Source organism: Marinicella litoralis, from assembly GCF_002591915.1.
Taxonomy (GTDB): Bacteria; Pseudomonadota; Gammaproteobacteria; order Xanthomonadales; family Marinicellaceae; genus Marinicella; species Marinicella litoralis.
The window spans coordinates 240,695-259,914 of sequence record NZ_NIHB01000001.1 but is presented as its reverse complement, the minus strand read 5'-3'; the positions used below and the strand labels follow the sequence as shown (position 1 = coordinate 259,914).

The 19,220-nt window shown below is 41.5% G+C and carries 19 protein-coding genes; 7 read left to right on the top strand and 12 right to left on the bottom strand.

Features of this window, described 5'->3' with window-relative positions:
- Positions 1-31: 31 nt before the first annotated feature.
- The gene (locus CCS90_RS01185) at positions 32-1,426 is read right to left on the bottom strand and encodes a hypothetical protein (RefSeq protein ID WP_099017682.1); all 1,395 of its coding nucleotides are present in this window, start codon (positions 1,424-1,426) and stop codon (positions 32-34) included.
- A 225-nt stretch (positions 1,427-1,651) separates the two neighbouring features.
- Between CCS90_RS01185 and hemE the strand changes: the two genes are divergently transcribed.
- The 3 genes from hemE to CCS90_RS01170 are packed head-to-tail and all read left to right on the top strand — an operon-like array spanning position 1,652 to position 3,411.
- Positions 1,652-2,710, top strand: a complete 1,059-nt coding sequence (gene hemE / locus CCS90_RS01180) for a uroporphyrinogen decarboxylase (RefSeq protein WP_099017681.1) — start codon at positions 1,652-1,654, stop codon at positions 2,708-2,710.
- Positions 2,700-3,035, top strand: coding sequence for a Rieske (2Fe-2S) protein (locus CCS90_RS01175; RefSeq protein WP_099017680.1), 336 nt, complete (start codon positions 2,700-2,702; stop codon positions 3,033-3,035). Before hemE ends, CCS90_RS01175 begins: the two co-directional genes overlap by 11 nt.
- Complete coding sequence (locus tag CCS90_RS01170) at positions 3,022-3,411, top strand: GtrA family protein (protein ID WP_099017679.1); 390 nt, start codon at positions 3,022-3,024, stop codon at positions 3,409-3,411. The genes CCS90_RS01175 and CCS90_RS01170 overlap by 14 nt, the downstream gene beginning before the upstream one ends.
- Positions 3,412-3,619: 208 nt before the next feature.
- Here the strand turns inward: CCS90_RS01170 and CCS90_RS01165 are convergent, their stop codons facing one another.
- The 11 genes from CCS90_RS01165 to rpmH all read right to left on the bottom strand — a co-directional run bounded on the left by CCS90_RS01165 (position 3,620) and on the right by rpmH (position 12,795).
- Complete coding sequence (locus tag CCS90_RS01165) at positions 3,620-4,135, bottom strand: GNAT family N-acetyltransferase (RefSeq protein ID WP_099017678.1); 516 nt, start codon at positions 4,133-4,135, stop codon at positions 3,620-3,622.
- The gene (locus CCS90_RS01160) at positions 4,132-4,665 is read right to left on the bottom strand and encodes a hypothetical protein (protein ID WP_099017677.1); all 534 of its coding nucleotides are present in this window, start codon (positions 4,663-4,665) and stop codon (positions 4,132-4,134) included. Before CCS90_RS01160 ends, CCS90_RS01165 begins: the two co-directional genes overlap by 4 nt.
- Positions 4,666-4,668: 3 nt before the next feature.
- On the bottom strand, positions 4,669-5,238 hold the full coding sequence (locus tag CCS90_RS01155; RefSeq protein WP_099017676.1) for a DNA-3-methyladenine glycosylase I: 570 nt from the start codon (positions 5,236-5,238) through the stop codon (positions 4,669-4,671).
- A 2-nt stretch (positions 5,239-5,240) separates the two neighbouring features.
- Positions 5,241-6,566 carry an MATE family efflux transporter gene (locus CCS90_RS01150; RefSeq protein WP_099017675.1) on the bottom strand — a complete coding sequence of 442 codons (1,326 nt, stop codon included), beginning with the start codon at positions 6,564-6,566 and terminating at the stop codon, positions 5,241-5,243.
- 101 nt (positions 6,567-6,667) lie between these two features.
- On the bottom strand, positions 6,668-6,994 hold the full coding sequence (locus tag CCS90_RS01145; RefSeq protein WP_099017674.1) for a hypothetical protein: 327 nt from the start codon (positions 6,992-6,994) through the stop codon (positions 6,668-6,670).
- 66 nt (positions 6,995-7,060) lie between these two features.
- Positions 7,061-7,732: a response regulator gene (locus CCS90_RS01140; protein WP_099017673.1), complete on the bottom strand. Its 672-nt coding sequence runs from the start codon at positions 7,730-7,732 to the stop codon at positions 7,061-7,063.
- Positions 7,725-9,215, bottom strand: a complete 1,491-nt coding sequence (locus tag CCS90_RS01135) for an ATP-binding protein (protein WP_099017672.1) — start codon at positions 9,213-9,215, stop codon at positions 7,725-7,727. The genes CCS90_RS01140 and CCS90_RS01135 overlap by 8 nt, the downstream gene beginning before the upstream one ends.
- A 59-nt stretch (positions 9,216-9,274) precedes the next feature.
- Positions 9,275-10,594: a tRNA uridine-5-carboxymethylaminomethyl(34) synthesis GTPase MnmE gene (gene mnmE, locus CCS90_RS01130; RefSeq protein ID WP_099017671.1), complete on the bottom strand. Its 1,320-nt coding sequence runs from the start codon at positions 10,592-10,594 to the stop codon at positions 9,275-9,277.
- A gap of 16 nt (positions 10,595-10,610) precedes the next feature.
- On the bottom strand, positions 10,611-12,296 hold the full coding sequence (gene yidC / locus CCS90_RS01125) for a membrane protein insertase YidC (RefSeq protein WP_099017670.1): 1,686 nt from the start codon (positions 12,294-12,296) through the stop codon (positions 10,611-10,613).
- Positions 12,293-12,637: a ribonuclease P protein component gene (gene rnpA, locus CCS90_RS01120; RefSeq protein WP_162846737.1), complete on the bottom strand. Its 345-nt coding sequence runs from the start codon at positions 12,635-12,637 to the stop codon at positions 12,293-12,295. The genes yidC and rnpA overlap by 4 nt, the downstream gene beginning before the upstream one ends.
- 23 nt (positions 12,638-12,660) lie before the next feature.
- A complete protein-coding gene (rpmH, locus tag CCS90_RS01115) occupies positions 12,661-12,795 on the bottom strand; it encodes a 50S ribosomal protein L34 (protein ID WP_077411775.1) in 135 nt (44 codons plus the stop codon).
- Positions 12,796-13,069: 274 nt separating this feature from the next.
- On the opposite strand from rpmH, the gene dnaA reads away from it, so the two are divergent.
- From dnaA to gyrB, 4 genes are all read left to right on the top strand, one after another.
- A complete protein-coding gene (gene dnaA, locus CCS90_RS01110; protein ID WP_099017668.1) occupies positions 13,070-14,368 on the top strand; it encodes a chromosomal replication initiator protein DnaA in 1,299 nt (432 codons plus the stop codon).
- Positions 14,369-14,540: 172 nt separating this feature from the next.
- Positions 14,541-15,641 (top strand): DNA polymerase III subunit beta, encoded by a 1,101-nt coding sequence (gene dnaN, locus CCS90_RS01105; RefSeq protein WP_099017667.1) that lies wholly within the window; start codon positions 14,541-14,543, stop codon positions 15,639-15,641.
- A 13-nt stretch (positions 15,642-15,654) separates the two neighbouring features.
- Positions 15,655-16,746 (top strand): DNA replication/repair protein RecF, encoded by a 1,092-nt coding sequence (recF, locus tag CCS90_RS01100; RefSeq protein ID WP_099017666.1) that lies wholly within the window; start codon positions 15,655-15,657, stop codon positions 16,744-16,746.
- A gap of 90 nt (positions 16,747-16,836) precedes the next feature.
- Positions 16,837-19,218, top strand: coding sequence for a DNA topoisomerase (ATP-hydrolyzing) subunit B (gene gyrB, locus CCS90_RS01095; RefSeq protein ID WP_099017665.1), 2,382 nt, complete (start codon positions 16,837-16,839; stop codon positions 19,216-19,218).
- Positions 19,219-19,220 lie beyond the last annotated feature (2 nt).

Sequence of the window (19,220 nt, the reverse complement as noted above, 5' to 3'; positions counted from 1 at the left end):
TATTACAAGGTGACTTGCTTGATGACGCGGCTTATTTGATGCCGCGTTTTCTTTTGGTTTCTTCTATTTCACGTTGTTGTTGCATGAAAGCTTCCATTTTGTATTTGCTGTCGGTTTTAATGATCACCAAATCTTCCCAGGCTTCATTATCTGCCAATCGACCCAATGGTCCTGTTTTCTCCCACTGTGAATTGGCTGCATAATAAACATGACCATCAACCACCACACCACTGCCCAAGGCTTTGAAGTTTTCATGTGAAGCCTCTAGCGGAAACATGGTTTGGAAAAACACATCGTCTTTCATCACATAACGCATTAAGCGTGCTGGATAAACACCGCCTTGAATAACGATCAAATCGCCTTGGTCATAAAACAGGTCATTGATGCCAGCAAAAAACCCATCTTTAGACCGGATTAATGGCACCACTTGATTGGTCTCAAAATTAACCACAAACAAGCCCAAGTCATAATCTGAAATATACAACAATGTTTCATCTTTGTTGCTGGTTAAGGCTTTGATACTGGATAAGCTCGGAATCGAAACCACGGCTTCAACCTGGTCTCCATCCTTGGTGATTTTAAACAGGTCGCTGGTGAAGGCATTGATAAAGTACAAGTTCTTGCCTTCTGTTAAGTGCAAGGCAGAAAACAGCATGGGTTGATTGGCATTTTGCATCGCGAAACTATTGACCAATTCCCCGGTGCTTAGTTTGTACTTTGAAATCATGGCTTGACCAAAATTAGCCTGTGTGGCACCGATGTAATGTGGCAATGCCGCTGAAGCAACCCACAAGGTGTCGGAGTCGTTATCTACCACCAAATCAATGGCACCCCAAGGCCCAGTGGCTGGGTCACCCGGTTTAATAAATTCTTCAAATCCACCAGCATCTGTGTATTGATAAATAGCACCTGAGCGGATGCTGCTCAATAAAAAGCGATTTTCTTGTTTATCAAAAGCCAGGTTTTCAAACAGCATGCCTGAATAATTCTTACTGACGGAAAAAACCGCTTCGCCATTACCGTAAGGGTTGGCGTTTTTAACCATATTTTCTTCAATGTATTTAAAGGCGCCTGTGTCTTTGATCAAATCAAAACCTTCTTGGTCGCCAACGGGATAACTTAAGCCTGCTTTTTGTAGGCCAATAAGCTCGTTGTATGCTTCAGATTTTTTATCTTGTAAAGCATAGGCTTTAACCAATATGAATCTGAATTCTGGATTGAACGGCCTCAGTTCAACCAACCTTTTGGCAACCACTTCGTGGTTGGCATAACTCTTGCGGTTTAACGTGTCGTCTGACATCTGTAACAGGGTAGAGATGTCGGTTAACTTGTTCACTTCTTTGGCATAGTCTTTAACCGGTGCCAGGACTTGAGCAAAAACGGTTGTTTGGATCAACAACAGGGTTATTAATAAAGTTTTTTTCATGGTTTATATCGTATTAAAATAGTTTCTATAAGACCTCAGCGACTTAATGAGGTTCAATGCAAAGCGCAGCATTTTATCAGAAATCAAGCCAGTCATCTTTTTTACCCCCAATCAAGCCTTATTTTTTCTCCATCTGCCTGTGATATCAACGGTTAAATAGTGGTTTTCAGGCTGTTTCTGCGGTATATAACTGATAAAATAGCGCTTTTTGAATGGTTTGAGTTGATGGAACTACAAAACGATTTGTATTTACGTGCATTGCGCAGAGAAAAAACCGAACGCACACCGGTGTGGCTGATGAGACAGGCTGGTCGGTATTTGCCTGAATATCGAAAAGTCCGCGCCCAAGCTGGCGATTTCATGACCTTGGCCAGCACCCCAGAAATGGCTTGCGAAGTCACCATTCAACCGCTGGAACGATTTCCGCTAGATGCGGCCATTATCTTTTCAGACATATTAACCATTCCTGATGCCATGGGATTGGGCTTGTATTTTGAAACTGGAGAAGGTCCCAAGTTTAAAAACCCAATCAGCAATGCCAAACAAATTGCTGACTTGCCGGTTCCTGAAGCCGATGATTTGCAGTATGTGATGGATGCCATAGCATTGACCACAAAGACCTTAAATGGCCGGGTGCCATTGATTGGTTTTTCTGGCAGTCCTTGGACCTTATTGACTTATATGATTGAAAACGGTGGCAGCAAGACTTACGCCAAATCCAAAGCCTTGTTGTACAAAACACCAGAGTTGGCTCATCAGTTGTTGGATAAGCTGACCCAGTCCATCATCAAATATTTAATCGGTCAGATTCAAAGTGGTGCATCAGCAGTACAAGTATTTGACAGCTGGGGCGGGGTGTTAAGCCCAACAGATTTTCAACAGTTTTCATTACAATACATGCAACAGATAGTGACTGGGTTGAAAGCGGCCGGTTTTGGCGACACGCCCATCATTTTGTTCAGCAAAGGTGCCAACCAAAGTTTAACGGCTTTGTCGCAAACTGGCTGCCATGCACTGGGAGTGGATTGGACCATAGACATTGGCAAAGCACAGGAACTCACGGGTAATCGAGTGGCTTTACAGGGCAATTTAGATCCGGCCACTTTATATGCACCAGATGCTTTTATCGATACCGCGGTTAAAAAAGTGATTGATGAATTCGGTGACCAGCCTGGGCATGTGTTTAATTTGGGTCATGGTATGCAACCTGACATGCAGCCGGAAAAAGTGGCTGTGTTGGTTGATGCCGTAAGAAAGCACTCAACAAGAAAACATGAAGCATAAACTGGCCAAATTAATTGATGTGCCAATCGATAAATGGTCCGAGCACACATTACAAACTGAAAATGGTTTGACCTCGGTGATGATTAAACGCGGCCATGCCGAATGGGTGGCCTTTGTCAATGAGTGCCCACACCAAGGCAGGCGAATGGATTATGCTGAAAATGCTTTTCTTGAAACACCAGACCATCAATTGGTCTGTCCAGCACATGGTGCCACTTTTGATGCCAGCACAGGGTTCTGCACCAACGGTCCTTGTGTCGGACAATCACTGACTCAGCTACAAGTGTCATTTGACCAACAGGACGTATTCGTTGAAATCATATAAAGACCTGTTGGGGCTGATGATCCGCTATGGTTTGGTTGGGGTGGTTGCCAGTTTGGTTCATGCCAGCATCAGTTTGGTGCTCCACAAATGGTTTGGCCTGACGCCATTTATGGCCCATGCTTGTGGTTTTTTTGGTGGGCTTTTTACCGCTTATTTTGGCCACTACCACTATTCATTCAAAGACGACGGTGATCACAAGTCTCGCTTTCCTAAGTTTTTGGTAACGGCCTTAACAGGATTTGCCTTGCACCAAGGTGGTGTGTTGTTATTGGTCAGTTACTTTCACCTTGATTACTCAACCCAAGCCTTACCGCTGTTGATGGTTTCTGTTCCGGGGGCCACTTTTTTGATGTCAAAATTTTGGGTGTTTCGTTAACACTTCGCTCCATGCTTGGGTCAATGTACTCGACATTAAAAGGCACCAATTTAAAGTCTAGTGGTAAATTACTGAGGTCATCTTCGTCCCAAAAACAAAACTCTTTCATGCGATTATTCTCTGTGTAAAAAACACAGCTTAATATTTCAATCTGTCGTTTTTCGGCAGAAATTATGACCAGTTATGGCAAAAAGCATTTTCCAAGAGTTTATTTAAATCGAATGGATAAAATCAAACTCTCAAAGTCTTGACCTGGCAGTTTGGTGATGGTTTGTTTAAGCAAACCGATTTTTTCCAGCACCCGAATGGAGGCGAAATTGTCTGGGTTCGTGTAAGCCAAAATTTCATCACTGATGCGCTGATCCCGTGCCCAATTTAAAATGGCTTGGGCGGCTTCGGTACAATAACCACCTGAGCGAAACTGTGGCAGGAAAGCAAAGCCAATATCAGGTGGATTGTGTTCATCGCGTTTGACCAAACCACAAATACCCATCGGCTCATCGTCCGTTTTCAATGTGGCTTTATACAAGCCAAAGCCATTTTTTTGGTAGGAGTCAATCAACCGCGTTTGTAGATATTCACTGGCGTCTGAACCGGTTTTGATGCCACGGTCACCAATAAAACGAATGCAATCTTCATCGTTAAAAAGGTCAAAAATAAACGCTGCATCCTTGCTGTCAAGTTCCGTTAAACTCAGCCGGTCTGTGGTTAAAACAAAGCTCATTTTCTCGGCTGTAATTGCGCTTGATAACGGGGTAAATTATGACGCTTTAAATCGTAGGTCAAAATTTGGCTGTTCGGGTCGTATTGCAACATCCAAACATTGGTGGCCGCTGCAGGAATCAAATCGGCTGTTGTTTGATCGGCGGCAAAATGTTGGCGCCAGTCGTTGCCTTGATCATTGGCCCAACCACCATAGTTGGTGATTTCATCCGGGGTGCCATCGGCATGACGGTGATCGTGTTTTAATAACAGGCCTTTTGCTGATTGGGTCACCACCCAGGTTCTGGAGTGGTCTTCACCCACTGCAAATTTAATGCGGATTTCCTGCTCGGAACAATGGGCAAAATCGGCCACCAGTAACTGACCCGCGAAGTCATGTTCAGGGTCATCTGGATAGGTGCTGGCTCCTTCAAAAACTTGCCCACACAAAGATTTCAGGTGACTGAAAAAAGCTTGCTGATTGTTAGGAGCGACTTTCTTGACACAAGCACTCAATAAAACAAACAGCATAATAATCATTAATTTTTTCATGGTTTAATCCTTTTTATAACAAAAACAATCGGTGGTGTGGTCATTGACCAAACCGGTGGCTTGCATCAAAGCATAACAGATGGTGGTACCAATAAACTTGAAGCCTCGCTTTTTTAAGTCTTTACTTAGTGCATCAGACATGGCTGTACTCACCGGAACATCTGCTGAGTTTTGCCATTGATTGACCAGCGGTTTGTTGCCAACAAATTGCCAGATATAATCATTGAAGCTACCAAATTCTTGTTGGACCTTGATAAAGGCTTGGGCATTGGTCACGGTTGATTTGATTTTGAGGGTGTTGCGAATAATTTGCGGATTTTCCTTCAATGCCAGCTGCTTGGCTTCGGTGAATTTTGCCACTTTGACACAATCGAAATCCGCAAAGGCTTTCCGATAACCTTCGCGTTTATGTAGTATGGTGGTCCAACTTAATCCAGCTTGCGCGCCTTCTAAAGTGATGAATTCGAACCAAGTCCGGTCATCATGAACCGGCACACCCCATTCTTCGTCATGGTATTTTTGGTCTAGCTCACTGGCGCCTTCTGCCCAGCCACATCTTTTTTTATTGTGCAAAATTAAACCTCAATTGTTGACCATTTTCTGGCTTGCCACATATGGATCATAGCCCAAGTAAAAACCAAGCGGTATAGGATTTGACCAATCCAAATAGCGGTTAAACCCATGCCCAAATAAGGGCCAACCAACCAGGCCATTGGTAAAAATACGATCCATTGTAAAGCAAAAGAAATTTTCATGGTGCTGGTGGTGTCACCCGCACCATTGATGGTGTTGAACAACACGATACCAATACACTCAACACCCAAAGACACCGCTGCCAACTGCAGGGGTAGGCGCGTTAAATCAATCACCGTCTGATCTGTCAGAAACAGACGCAAGACAAAATCTGGAAACAACATCACAGGCAGCATCAACAAAGCCGCGGTGATACAGGCCAGTTTTACGGTGTCCCAACCCCATTGATGGGCTGCATTGATATTTTTCTTGCCCAGGGACTGGCCCACCAAAGTGGCGCCGCCCAAACCAAAACCCATGGCCGGTAACAATCCAACCAACATTAAATTAATGATGACATTGGCACCGGCCAATTCTTCGGTGCCCACTTGGCCAATGATCCAATACAAAGCGGCAAAACCAGCAGCAAAAAAGAATTGTTGGATTGATGAAGGCACTGATGTTTTGATCATTTGTTTGACCGTGGCTTTGGAAGGTAAGCTTTCTAAAAACCCGTAACCTCGGGTGTGCTTAAGCGCGCAATAAAAATAATAAAAAACAGCCAGTGTGATAGAAATACTGGTGCCTAATCCAGCACCATATGTGCCCAATGCGGGCATGCCCAGTTTGCCGAATATAAGTACATAGCTGATGATAATGTTGCTGGAGTGAGCGAATAACAAAGCTTTCAGGTAAACCTTGGTCATGTTAATCGCACTCCAATACCCACGGAAGCTGAAATGCACAGCCAATGATATCAAACCCAGGAATCTGGCTTGTAAATAAGGCGTGCCTTGTTCAACCACCAAAGGGTCTGGGTTGAACCATTGAATCAAATGGGGTGATAAAAAGTAAAGCAACAAGGTCATTGGAACCGCGGCGATCAGGATTAAAATCAAGGCCGCATTCAGCGGGTAGGCCGCCTCTGCTTGTTTGTTTTCGCCCATACGCCGCGACACCATGGCTTGGACGCCAGCACTCAAGCCCAAAAGAAAGGCCACGCACATGTAGTTTAAAAAGCCACCTAAGCCAACAGCCGCTAATGCGGGGGCACCGAGCCGTCCGACCATGGCTGTATCAACCAAGTTGAGGATGTTTTGTGACATCATGCCCCCAATGATGGGCAAGGAAAGTGCCAATATGGCTTTTGAACGACGCTTATCTAACATCCGGATATGGTATTACATCTCAAATCAAGATAGCAGTCTTTTTTCTCCGGGCATAAAAAACGCCAATTCAATGGCGTCTTTTAGCGTGCTTAATTGATAAATTATTCGCTGTCTTTATTTTTTCTGTGTCCTTTTCTTTTCATTTTTCTGTGTTCTTTTCCTTTTTCTTTGTGTGCTTGACGGTGTTGTTCTTTTTGTTCTATTTTAGCCATTTGTTCTTCGGTTAAAAATTCCGCCATGGCTGCTTTGCTTTCTGCTCTGATCGCTTCTCTAGCAGCACTGAGTTTTTCAAACTGTTGTTGTTTAACCGCATGCATTTGGGTTTTTTGCTCTTCGGTTAAATTCAAATCATTGGTTCTTTCTTTGTGCGGTCCTGCTGCCACTTGACTGGCCAATGCAATCATTAAAATTAATGCGGTTGTTTTCATGTGTTTGCCTTTTTGTTTAAGAAGGGTTTCAGTATATGCAGCAATGTTGCAAACATTATGAAAAAATTAAGGCTTTGGAACGAACTTATAACCACAGCCGTAAACGGCTTGTACAAAATCATGTTGATCCATTTTTTTTAACTTCTGCCTGGTTTTTTTGATGTGACTGTCAATGGTTCGATCTGAAACAATCCTGCCATCTGAATACACCGCATCCATCAATTGATCTCGGTTGAACACGCGCCCTGGTTGTGAATGCAGTTTTTCTAATAGCTTAAACTCCACCGCAGTCAATTCTGCTTGCGATGAACCCGTTTTGACCAACAATTGATTGGCATCCAATTCCAGCAGCTGATTTGATGAAACCCTGAGCGCTTGACTGCGCAGTTGTACCTTAACCCTGGCAACCAACTCTCTTGGGCTGTATGGTTTACACACATAATCATTGGCGCCAATTTCCAGACCCAATATGCGATCTATTTCCTCAACCCTTGCGGTGGTCATAATGATCGGAACATCGCTGAACTTTCTGACGTCTCGACAAATCTCAATGCCATTTTTTTCTGGTAGCATCAAATCCAACAACACCACATCAACCTTGTTTTGTTGGATGAATGACTCAACACCTTCACCCGAAAACAACACACTGACCTGATAAGACTCTTGGTGCAAATAATCCCGCATCAATTCGGCTAAATTTTCTTCGTCTTCAACGATTAAAATGTGGTGATTAGACATATTCAGGCAACTTCACAGTAATCTTAACGCCGCCAAGCTCACTCGGTTCTGCTGTCATTTCGCCATGGTGTGCTTCAACAATGTTTTTGGTTATGGCCAAACCCAAACCAGAGCCGCCCAGTTTTTTATTTCTGGAAGATTCTTTGCGGTACAAGCGATCAAACATTTGACCCATCTCATGAGCCAACAAACCCGGAGCACTGTCTTGAATTTGGATCAAGGTCCCACCGGGGACGGCTTCGGTGGTAATTTCAATGTCGCCACCCGCATCGGTATAACTGATTGAATTGGTCATTAGGTTGGTGAACATTTGTTCTAATCTATTTGTGTCGCCCATAACTTTCGGGGCAGCAGCAGACCATTGTGACTTGATGTTAAGTTGCTTTTTTTCAGCGGCCAGACTCATGGCCTGAACCACGCCTTGGAGCAGGGCATTGATGTCTATCGACTGCATTTTATATTGCATGCTACCTAATTCAGTTAAGCTCAGTTGGTGAAGGTCATTGATCAGGTGTTTCAGGGCGCTGGTTTGATGGTGTAATAAATTCAAATTTTTTGCATCGGCATGGTGAATACCGTCTTGTATCGCTTCTATTTCAGCCAACAAAACAGCCACCGGTGTTCGCAGTTCATGTGAGATGTCTGCCATCATTTTTTGGTGCACCTCGGCATTAGAACGCAAAGTATCCGTTAACACATTGAAGTTTTGACCCAACTGACCCAGCTCATCATTTCGAGCTATCGAGGTCCTGGCCGAATAGTCACCCGCAGCCGCTTTTTGCGTGGCTTGGTTCAACAAACGGATGGGGTGGATCAAATAATTGGACACTGGGATGGTAAACAACAACGCCACCAGAAGCATGACCCCTGTGACCATCAATAAAACCATCCAAATGGTTTGGTTGAATTTTTTGTCTTGTTTGTGACCCGCCAAAGAAGATTTTTCATAAACCAAATACCCAACTGTTTGGCCTTGGTTTTTGATCTTGATTTTTTCGGCGGATGGCTGATGCCACTTCGCCGGACCTATGATTTTTTCTTGTTGTACATCAAACAAGGAATATGACGGCAAAACCTGTCTAAATTCTGATTTTATTTTATGGTTTTTGCCTGAGTCTTCAGGCCTTCTGGGTGGTGGGCCTTGGTGTGGTTCTTGACGGCGGTGGCTTGGGTCTTTTTCTTTCCTTTTTGATGGATGACGAGCGGCCCGTTCCTTAAGTAAGCCGTCCGTTACACTGTTATACACCAATTCATGCCATTTTCTGGGGTCATCAACCAAGTCAGACCAGGATTGTTGATCCTCATAATAGGCTTCTAAGGAGTTAACCATGCGATCGTTCAACTCTTTGGCCAATGATTTTTTGTATTTGGTGAACTCTTGATTAAAACCAAACTTCATCAGCATTGACATGCTCAAAACCACCACCACGGTAATGGTTAAGAACAACAACACCACTTTGCTTTTAATTGAAGTTAATTTCATGCTTCAATCATACACAAAAATATGCAAGAAAAAAGGAAAGGCGAGGGTTTCGGTTTGGCTTATTTACCGATGCAAAAATTAGAAAATATTTCACCCAACAAATCATCAGAACTGAAGTCTCCGGTGATTTCATTCAAGGCTTGCTGTGCCAACCTCAATTCTTCCGCCGAAAGCTCTCCTTGGTTGGATTGTAGTTGTTGTTCTGCAGCATCAATGTGCTGTTGTGTGAGTTTCAATTGTTCAATGTGGCGTTGTCGTGCACTGAATGTGTTTTCATTCAAGGCCCCCAAATTTACCTGTGCAACAATCGCTGCACTGATGGCATCAATGCCCACCCCTGTTTTGGCTGATACTTTCAATACACCCTTTAGTTCAGCGTTTTCCTCATGTAAAACATCACATTTATTGATGATGTTGATGTGGTTTTTTTCCGCAGACAGCCAATCTCTGACTGGTTGTTGTCCATCCATCACATACAACACCACATCGGCCTGTTGTTTCATTTTTAATGCGCGATCAATCCCTTGTTGCTCAATCGGGTTATCGGTGGCATGAATGCCGGCCGTGTCTATAAGCCGTACCGGAATACCAGCAATCACCACATCTTCTTTAACCACATCTCGAGTGGTGCCAGCCACTTCAGAAATAATCGCCGTGTCTTCTTCCGTTAAACAATTCAACAGCGAGGATTTTCCGACATTCGGTTGGCCAATAATGGCAATGCTGATCCCTTGAGCCAAAACCACACCCGTTTGTGTTTTTTGCAAGGTTTCCTTCATGCTTTGGTTGAGTTTTGACAGTTGTTGTCGCAGGTGCTTATCAGACAGAAAATCAATTTCCTCTTCCGGAAAATCAATGGCGGATTCCACCCAAACTCTGGTTTCAATCAACAAGTCCAAAATCTGATTGATGTGTTTTGAAAAAGCCCCTTGTAGTGATCGTTGAGACGCCAGTACAGCTTGTTCTGAACCACTTGAGATGACATCAGCAATCGCTTCGGCTTGCACCAAATCAATTTTTTCGTTGTGGAAAGCCCGTTCCGAAAACTCACCGGGTCTGGCCATTCGAGCCCCCAACGCGATCACTTCTTTGAGTAGCATGTTCATCACAACATGCCCACCATGTCCTTGTATTTCAACCACGTCTTCACCAGTGAACGAAGCGGGCTGTTGAAAATAAAGGATTAAACCAGAATCGATGGTTTGTTGTTGTTGGTTTTTAAACTGTGCGAAATGTGCATGGCGAACTTTCAATGCAGTCAATTGACTGAGCTTCTGTGCAATGGGTTTGGCTTTGGGGCCAGATATGCGGATGATCCCAACACCACCGGTGCCCGCCGGTGTGGCAATGGCAGCGATGGTGTCGGTGTTGTGAATCATTTTTTATCCGATGCGTTTAACTGGGTGTGTCTTGTGCTTCAATGCGTTTGGTAATCACATATTGTTGGGCCAACGACAATACCGAGTTGACCGCCCAATACAACACCAAACCAGATTGGAAGAAAGCAAACATCACCGAGAAAGCCACCGGCATGAACTTCATGATTTTGGCTTGCATTGGATCCATACCAGGCGTTGGAGACAAGCGTTGTGTCATGATCATGGCGGCTGCATTGATCGCTGGTAAAATATAGTATGGATCAGGTGTAGACAAATCCTGTAACCACAATATAAACGGTGCTTGACGCAGTTCTACCGATTCTAACAACACCCAATACAGGGCAATGAACACTGGAATCTGAATCAAAATGGGTAAACAACCACCCAAAGGATTGACCTTTTCTTTTTGGTACAAGCCCATCATTTCTTGGTTGAATTTCTGTTTGTCGTCTTTATAACGTTCTTTCAAAACTGTGATTCTGGGCTGCAATTTTCGCATGCGGGCCATCGATTTGTATTGGGCTTCTGATAATTTGAAAAACAACAATTTAATCAAAACCGTCAACAACACAATTGACCAACCCCAGTTACCGACATAACCGTGGATTTTTTCCAACACCCAAAACAAAGGTTTTGAAATGGCGGTAAAAATACCGTAATCAACCGTTAAATCCAAGCCTTTGGCTATGGCTGGCAATTGCTTCTGAAGTTTTGGACCTACATACCAAGTCGATTCAAAATTTTCCGTGGCACCGGCCGATACTTGTTTGTTGTTGGTGATGATTTGTGCCAAATAAGGGTGTACAGAACCTGCTCTGTACTTAGCAATCATTTGTGACTGGTCTGTGGTCGGAATGACGGCTGCGAAAAAATAATGTTGAACCATGGCCACCCAACTGTCTGGACCCAGGTTTTTCTTGGTGATTTCATCTTGCAGGTCATCGAAGTCCTGTGTTTCATAGCCATTTTCAGCATCAAAATAACCCACTCCTTTGAATGAATATCTGCCGGCATCAGTAAAAGAAGGGTCTACGCCTGCCCAAGGGTCATTTCTCATTAATTGTTGGTATTCAGAAACATTCCAGTTCTCTGAAGATTGATTGGTCAATGTTTGCGTAACTTTTATGGCATAACTTTGTGGATCAATCACATATGTTTTCACCACAGTACCTGCTGCTTTTCTGTGGATAAACTTGATTTCAGTCACTTCGTTTTCAACTTTAACTGAAGGTGTGGCTGTTTGGTAAATGTCATTGTGAGTGAATTTGATGTCTTGCGTGACCAAACCAGCATCAATTTTAAAATGATTGTCTCGGTAATCCATCAACACAACATGTTGTGCTTCTTTCTTTTTCAGAGGGTAGGCTTTGAGCTCCGCATAGACCAAGGCCGCTCCTTTGGCTGAAAACTCCAGTTTCAATAAGGGGGTCTCAACTTTGGCAATTACTTGGGTATCAGCGGTTTTCTCAATCATCCCAGGAACATCGCTGTTGTTGATGTTGTTATTTAAAGGCTGTGGCACATCATCAACGACCGTGGTTGTGGCTGGAACGTCATCAACAACCGAGGTATCCACAAACGCATTGTTTTCAACGGCAGTCGTTTCAGTGATGACAGGTTGGTTATAATCTTTCTGCCATTGGATATAGAGCATAAAGCCTAAAAACATCAGGGTGATTAGATATACGTTTTTATTATTCATTTACTTTTCTCAGTTTGTTGCCAAAGTTGGTTGAGACTTTCGGTGATTTGTTGATTGTTGAGTTTTGTTACACTCGGTTTTGCCATGATGACATAGTCTGCTGATTTTAAGTTTTTTCTGGTGCGAAAACTTTCTCTGATCAAACGTTTAATGCGATTTCTTTTGACAGCTGACTTATCAACTTTCTTTGAAACCACAAAACCCATGCGAGTGGGTTTATCAGATTCAATGAAGTGCACCAATACGGTGAAGTGCTTGTTCTGAATTCTTTTTGACTTACTAAAAACCCGACTGAAATCGAGTCGGGTTAATAATCTTTTGCCTTTTGGGAATTGTTCCAAGGCACACCTAATAGGTAACTTACTTATGCAGCCAATCTTTTTCTGCCCTTGGCACGTCTGGCATTAATGACAGCACGTCCACCGGCTGTTTTCATGCGTGCTCTGAAACCGTGGGTTCTGGCTCTTTTTAAGTTACTTGGTTGAAATGTTCTTTTCATGATTCTATACCTGTTCTTTTAATGCTTTGGACTTGCTTAACGCACGCCTCTAAAAAGGCCGTGCATCATACTGTTTTTTTATGTTTTTTTCAAGTGGTTTTTTAATAGTTGTGCTTGATCTCAGTAATTCATTCATAAGATGTGGTGTACATTGATCCTTTTTCAATCCCATTCGCTGATATTTTCTCTCACTAAACACCGTTGAATATATATGATTTAAGCTGTTTTATTGCTATACTTTAACGCTTTTTTGATCAGGTATACTATTTAATCTATGTGGGAACATTGTCTTAAAAGACTAGAAGCTGAAATTCCAAAAAATGAAATACTTTTATGGATCAGGCCATTAGAAGTTTCCATTGAAAGTAACCACATTTCTTTGTTGGCTTCCAATGATGTGGTTTTGGATAAAATTGAATCTTTGTATTTCAAATCCATCTCCGCAGCCATCAAGGAAATTTTTGGCCAAGGGTACTCATCATCAATAAAAATTCATAAACCGTATGTTCCGGAAATCACTGAACAAGCCCAATCTACACCCAAAAACAACATCCCATCTAACATAGACCACCGATTTGTTTTTGATAATTTTATTGAAGGTCGCTCCAACACCATTGCTTTGGCTGCAGCCTTACAAACGGCTCAAACACCCAACCCTGAATTCAATCCCTTGTTGTTGTATGGAAGTACTGGTTTGGGAAAAACCCATTTATTGCATTCCATTGGTAATGAAATTCTGAAAAACAATCCTGATGAAGTGGTTTGTTACCTCCATTCTGAAATTTATGTTAATGAAATGGTTAAAGCCATTCAACAAAAGTCGATGGAGTTATTTAAACAAAAGTACCGCTCTGTGACCACCTTGTTAATTGATGATATTCAGTTCTTCGCGCGCAAAGAAAGGACCCAGGAAGAATTTTTTCACACCTTCAATTATCTGCTAGAAGGTCAAAAACGAGTCATCATCACCTGTGACCGTTATCCCAAAGAAGTCAATGGTCTTGAGTCTAGGTTAAAATCAAGACTCGGGTGGGGGATTGTCGTTCCAATCGACCCGCCTGATTATGAAACACGGGTGGTTATCTTGAAAGAAAAAGCAAAACACTTGGGATTTACCCTTGATGATGATGTGGCCTTTTATATAGCCAAACAACTTAATTCCAATATTCGAGAATTAGAAGGTGCCTTAAGTACACTCAAGGCCAATGCCTTTTTCACTGGCAAGAAAATAGACCTGACTTACACCAAACAAATACTGAAAGAATTATTTAAGGTCAATCATCAGATAGTTTCTGTAGAAAATATACAAAAAACCACCGCACAATACTACAATGTGAAGTTATCTGAATTATTGGGCAAAAGCAGAAAACGTTCAATCGTTAGGCCCAGACAACTGGCGATGTATTTGGCCAAAGATTTAACTGACAAAAGTTACCCTGAAATAGGGGAAAGTTTTGGCGGTCGTGATCACACAACCGTTCTTCATGCTTATAAAAAAATGGATGAATTGTTGTCTGAAAACAATGACTTAAATGAAGACAAACAAAAGATTGTGAATAAGTTAACTGAATAGCTGTTAATAAGCTGTGGATAAGTTGTTTAAAACTAAAATCGTTTTTTTCACCCACAGGTTATCCACAGGTTAAATGTACAGTAAATAAAAATAAAAGCATTTAAATTCAAACACTTGCACACATATTCAGTGTTTTATTAAACACTATAATTACTATTTATATATATATACTATGTTATTTAATATCCAGAGAGAAACACTTTTAGCACCGTTGAATCAAATTTGTGGTGTGGTCGAAAAGAAGGGAACATTACCTGTATTAAGCAATGTGTTGCTTAAATTAGATGGGGATACTTTGTTGTTAACCACCAGTGATCTGGATGTAGAAATGCGCTCAGAATGTGTGGTCGATGCACAATCACCTGGTGAAGTCACCGTACCTGCTCATAAATTCTTAGATATATGTAAAGCACTGCCTGATGGATCCATTTTAAAATTTTCATTTGATTCAGGACAATGTTTAATCACTTCTGGTGACAGTCGATTCAGTTTAAGTACTCTGTCAGCTCAAGAGTTCCCATTGATTGATGACATGGAAAGCTACCAACCTGTTTCAATCAGTTCATTGGATTTACAACGCATGTTGAAACAAACCATTTTTTGTATGGCAGTTCAAGATGTGCGGTACTTTTTAAATGGTTTGTTGTTCGAAGTTTTGAATAATAAACTGCGCTGTGTTTCTGCCGACGGACACAGGTTGGCTTTGTCCGAGTGTGATTATGTCAACAACAGTGGTCTGAACAAACAGGTGTTGATTCCAAGAAAAGGTGTTTTGGAGTTACAAAAAATGATCAGGGACTTGGATCAAGAAATCACCATCAACATGGGTCGTAACCACATTAAAATTGAAATAGAAGGCATCAGTATGACTTCAAAATTGATTGATGGGAAATTCCCAGACTATGAATCTGTGATTCCATTAAATATGGAAAACAATTTCATTGCAGATCGTGAGGAACTCAGAAATGCATTACATCGTGTTGCCATTTTGTCCAATGAGCAATACAAAGGGGTTAAATTTAAAATAACCAAAAATAAATTAGAAATCATTGGTCACAACCCAGATCAAGAACAAGCTGAAGATGTCATCACAGTACAAACTGAAATAGAAGACATTGAAACGGCATTCAATGTCAACTACATCCTTGATGCCACTCAAGCCATCACTGAAAAAGAAATCCAGTTCAGTTTCAAAGAAGCACTGTCCAGTTGCTTAATTAAACATCCTGAACGCCTCGATTGTCGCTTGGTTGTTATGCCATTAAGAATATAGTCAGACTTGGTTGATGTTTATCAAACAACTTAAAATCAACGGATTTCGTTGTTTCGAATCTGTAGATTTAGTTTTTAATAAACAAATCAATGTGTTTTATGGTAACAATGGTTCAGGTAAAACCTCAGTGTTGGAAGCCATTTATTGGCTTTCCACTGGTAAATCATTCAGAAGTAAAAAAAACAAAGTTTTAATCAAACACAATCAAACAGAGTTTATTCTATTTTCCACCTTTCACAAAGGTTCTGATACAGGCATACAAAATCTGGGTGCTGGTTTTAATAAAACAAACCAAAAAAAATCAATCAGACTCAATCACAACAACGTGAGCAATCAATCAGAAATAGCACATTTAATCCCTGTGGTATCTATTGATCCAGACTCTTACCTACTGATTGACCAAACACCCAACTTCCGACGTTCTTTTTTGGATTGGTTGGTGTTTCACGTGAAACCATCCTATTTAAATGTTTGGACCCAAACCACACGTTGCCACCGACAGTTGAATGCCTTGTTTAAAACCAAACAATTTACTCAGATTGATCAGTGGCAAGAACAATATGTAAATTTTGCCACACGTTTAAACACCTCACGTTTTGAAGTTTTTGAAAAATTAAAGCTAAAAGTAGAACAGAAAATTAATCAATTCATTCCTGAACTGGATGGATTTACTTTGGATTACCACCAAGGTTGGAATAAAGACCTGAGCCTCAGTGAATTATTGATCAAAGAAAAAGACAAGAACATAAGCTATGGAAACCTGTTTTCTGGTGTTCACAAAATGGATATAAAATGTAAAGTTAATTCTACAGCGGCTCAAGATATACTTTCGCGTGGGCAAAAGAAAATGATTTCTATTATGTTCTATTTAAGTTTTATTGAGTTACTGACCGAGGCCACTGGCATAGACCCTGTGGTTTGCTTGGATGATTTTGATGCAGAACTGGATGTCAATAAAACCAGTTTGTTGTGTGAGTTTATCAATACCACCAATAACCAAATATTCATTACTACAGTCGACCAACACAAAATATCGTCATTGTTTGATGATGTGGGTGTGTTTCACGTGAAACATGATGGGAATATTGAATCAATTTCAGATTGATTTAAACTCAGCAGACTGTCATTAATAGCGTTTTTTTACTGCCATAAAACTGTTATAATGTGTTGTTTAATTTTGGAATGAAAAGCTCTTATGAGTGAGAATTACGATTCGTCGAACATCAAGGTTTTGAAAGGTTTGGATGCTGTCAGAAAGCGTCCAGGGATGTATATTGGAGACACCGATGATGGTACTGGTTTACACCACATGGTATTTGAGGTTGTTGACAACTCAATCGATGAAGCCTTAGCGGGCCACTGTGACACCATCAATGTGTCAATCAATGCTGATGGCAGTATAACAGTGTATGACAATGGTCGCGGAATTCCGACAGATTTGCATGAAGAAGGTAAGTCAGCGGCAGAAGTTATTATGACAGTTTTGCATGCCGGTGGTAAATTTGATGACAATTCCTATAAGGTATCAGGTGGTTTACACGGTGTGGGTGTTTCTGTGGTTAATGCGTTGAGTATTGAATTGGATTTAGAAATTCACCGAAACGGCAGTATCTATCAGCAATCTTATAAAATGGGCGTTCCGCAAGAAGACCTTAAAATTGTGGGAAGCACTGAAAAGACAGGAACCAAAGTACGCTTTTTACCCTCGCCAGAAATCTTTACGGATGTAGAATACCATTTCGATATTTTGGCCAAACGACTCAGGGAGTTGTCATTTTTGAATTCAGGTGTGCGCATACACCTAAAAGACGAACGCACCGGTGAAGAGAAAAAATTCGAATATGAAGGTGGTATTGCTTCATTTGTTAATTATCTGGCCGAGCGAAAAACCCCTTTACATGAAACTGTAATCCATTTTAAAAATGAACAAGACGATGGCACGGCCGTAGAAGTGGCCATGCAATGGACGGATTCATACCGCGAGTCGGTTTTTTGTTTTACCAACAACATTCCGCAAAAAGACGGTGGTACCCATTTAGCAGGTTTTCGTGGTGCTTTAACCAGAACCATTAATAATTTCATCAGTCAAAACGCCAAGAAAAAATCCGCCATGCAAGGTGATGATTGTCGTGAAGGTTTGATTGCAGTCATTTCTGTTAAATCACCAGATCCTAAATTCTCATCACAAACCAAAGATAAGTTGGTGTCTTCTGAAATAAAAGCAGTGGTTGAAAGTACGGTGGGCGAGCGGCTTTCAGACTTTTTGCTTGAAAACCCCAAAGAAGCCAAAATTTTAACAGAAAAAGTGGTCGATGCATCCAGGGCCAGAGAAGCGGCCAGAAAAGCCCGTGAGATGACCAGGCGCAAAGATGCTTTAGATATTGCAGGATTGCCAGGGAAATTGGCAGATTGTCAGGAAAAAGACCCTGTGTTGTCTGAAATATTCTTGGTGGAGGGTGACTCTGCTGGTGGTTCTGCTAAACAAGGCAGAAACAGAAAGAATCAAGCCATTCTTCCATTGAAAGGAAAAATTTTAAACGTCGAAAAAGCACGCTTTGATAAAATGTTGCAATCGGCCGAAGTAGGGACCTTAATCACCGCATTGGGTTGTGGTATTGGACAACATGATTTTGACCCTGATAAGCTCAGATATCATAAAGTCATCATCATGACCGATGCCGACGTGGATGGTTCACACATCAGAACCTTGTTACTGACGTTTTTATACAGACAAATGCCTGAATTGATTGAACGGGGCCATATTTATATTGGTCAACCACCGTTGTACAAAGTCAAAAAAGGCAAACAAGAAACTTATTTGAAAGATGACGATGAAATGAATGAGTATTTATTGAATCGATCTTTGGATGATGTGGAGCTTAAATACCAGGATGATTTACCACCGATGTCTGGTGATGTTTTATACCGACTAATTAAACAGCAAGTTCATGTCAAAAGCGTGATTGAGAAGTTGAGTTTAGTTTACGACCGTAAGGTGATTGATCAGCTGTTGGCTTTACCCAAAATAAACCCTGCGGAAAAAGCCATTGATACAAAATGGATCGAAGAAGCGGAGTCCATAATGAACGTCAATAATCGTTTGGGCGTGACATGGAAAGTGTATTACCAAGATGACATTGAATCACTGGTGTTTGAAAAAGACGGCAATGGATTGGTTGAGAAAACCACATTAAGTCATTTGTTCTTTAAATCAAAAGATTACCATCAAATGATGGAAATTGCTGAACAAAACCAGGATTTATTACAAGGTAATTCCGTTTTAAACAAAGGCGAAAAAGTGATTGAAATCAACAGCATAAGTGATGTTTTAGAGTACCTATTGAGTGTCGCTAAAAAAGGCTTAACCATCAGTCGATTTAAAGGTCTGGGTGAAATGAATCCTGATCAGTTGTGGGAAACCACCATGAATCCTGAAAGCAGACGATTATTACAGGTAACCATTGAAGATGCGGTGTCTGCTGACACGGTATTCTCAACATTGATGGGTGACGTGGTAGAACCCAGACGTCAATTTATCGAAGAAAACGCGCTCAATGCCAGTAATTTGGACGTATAACA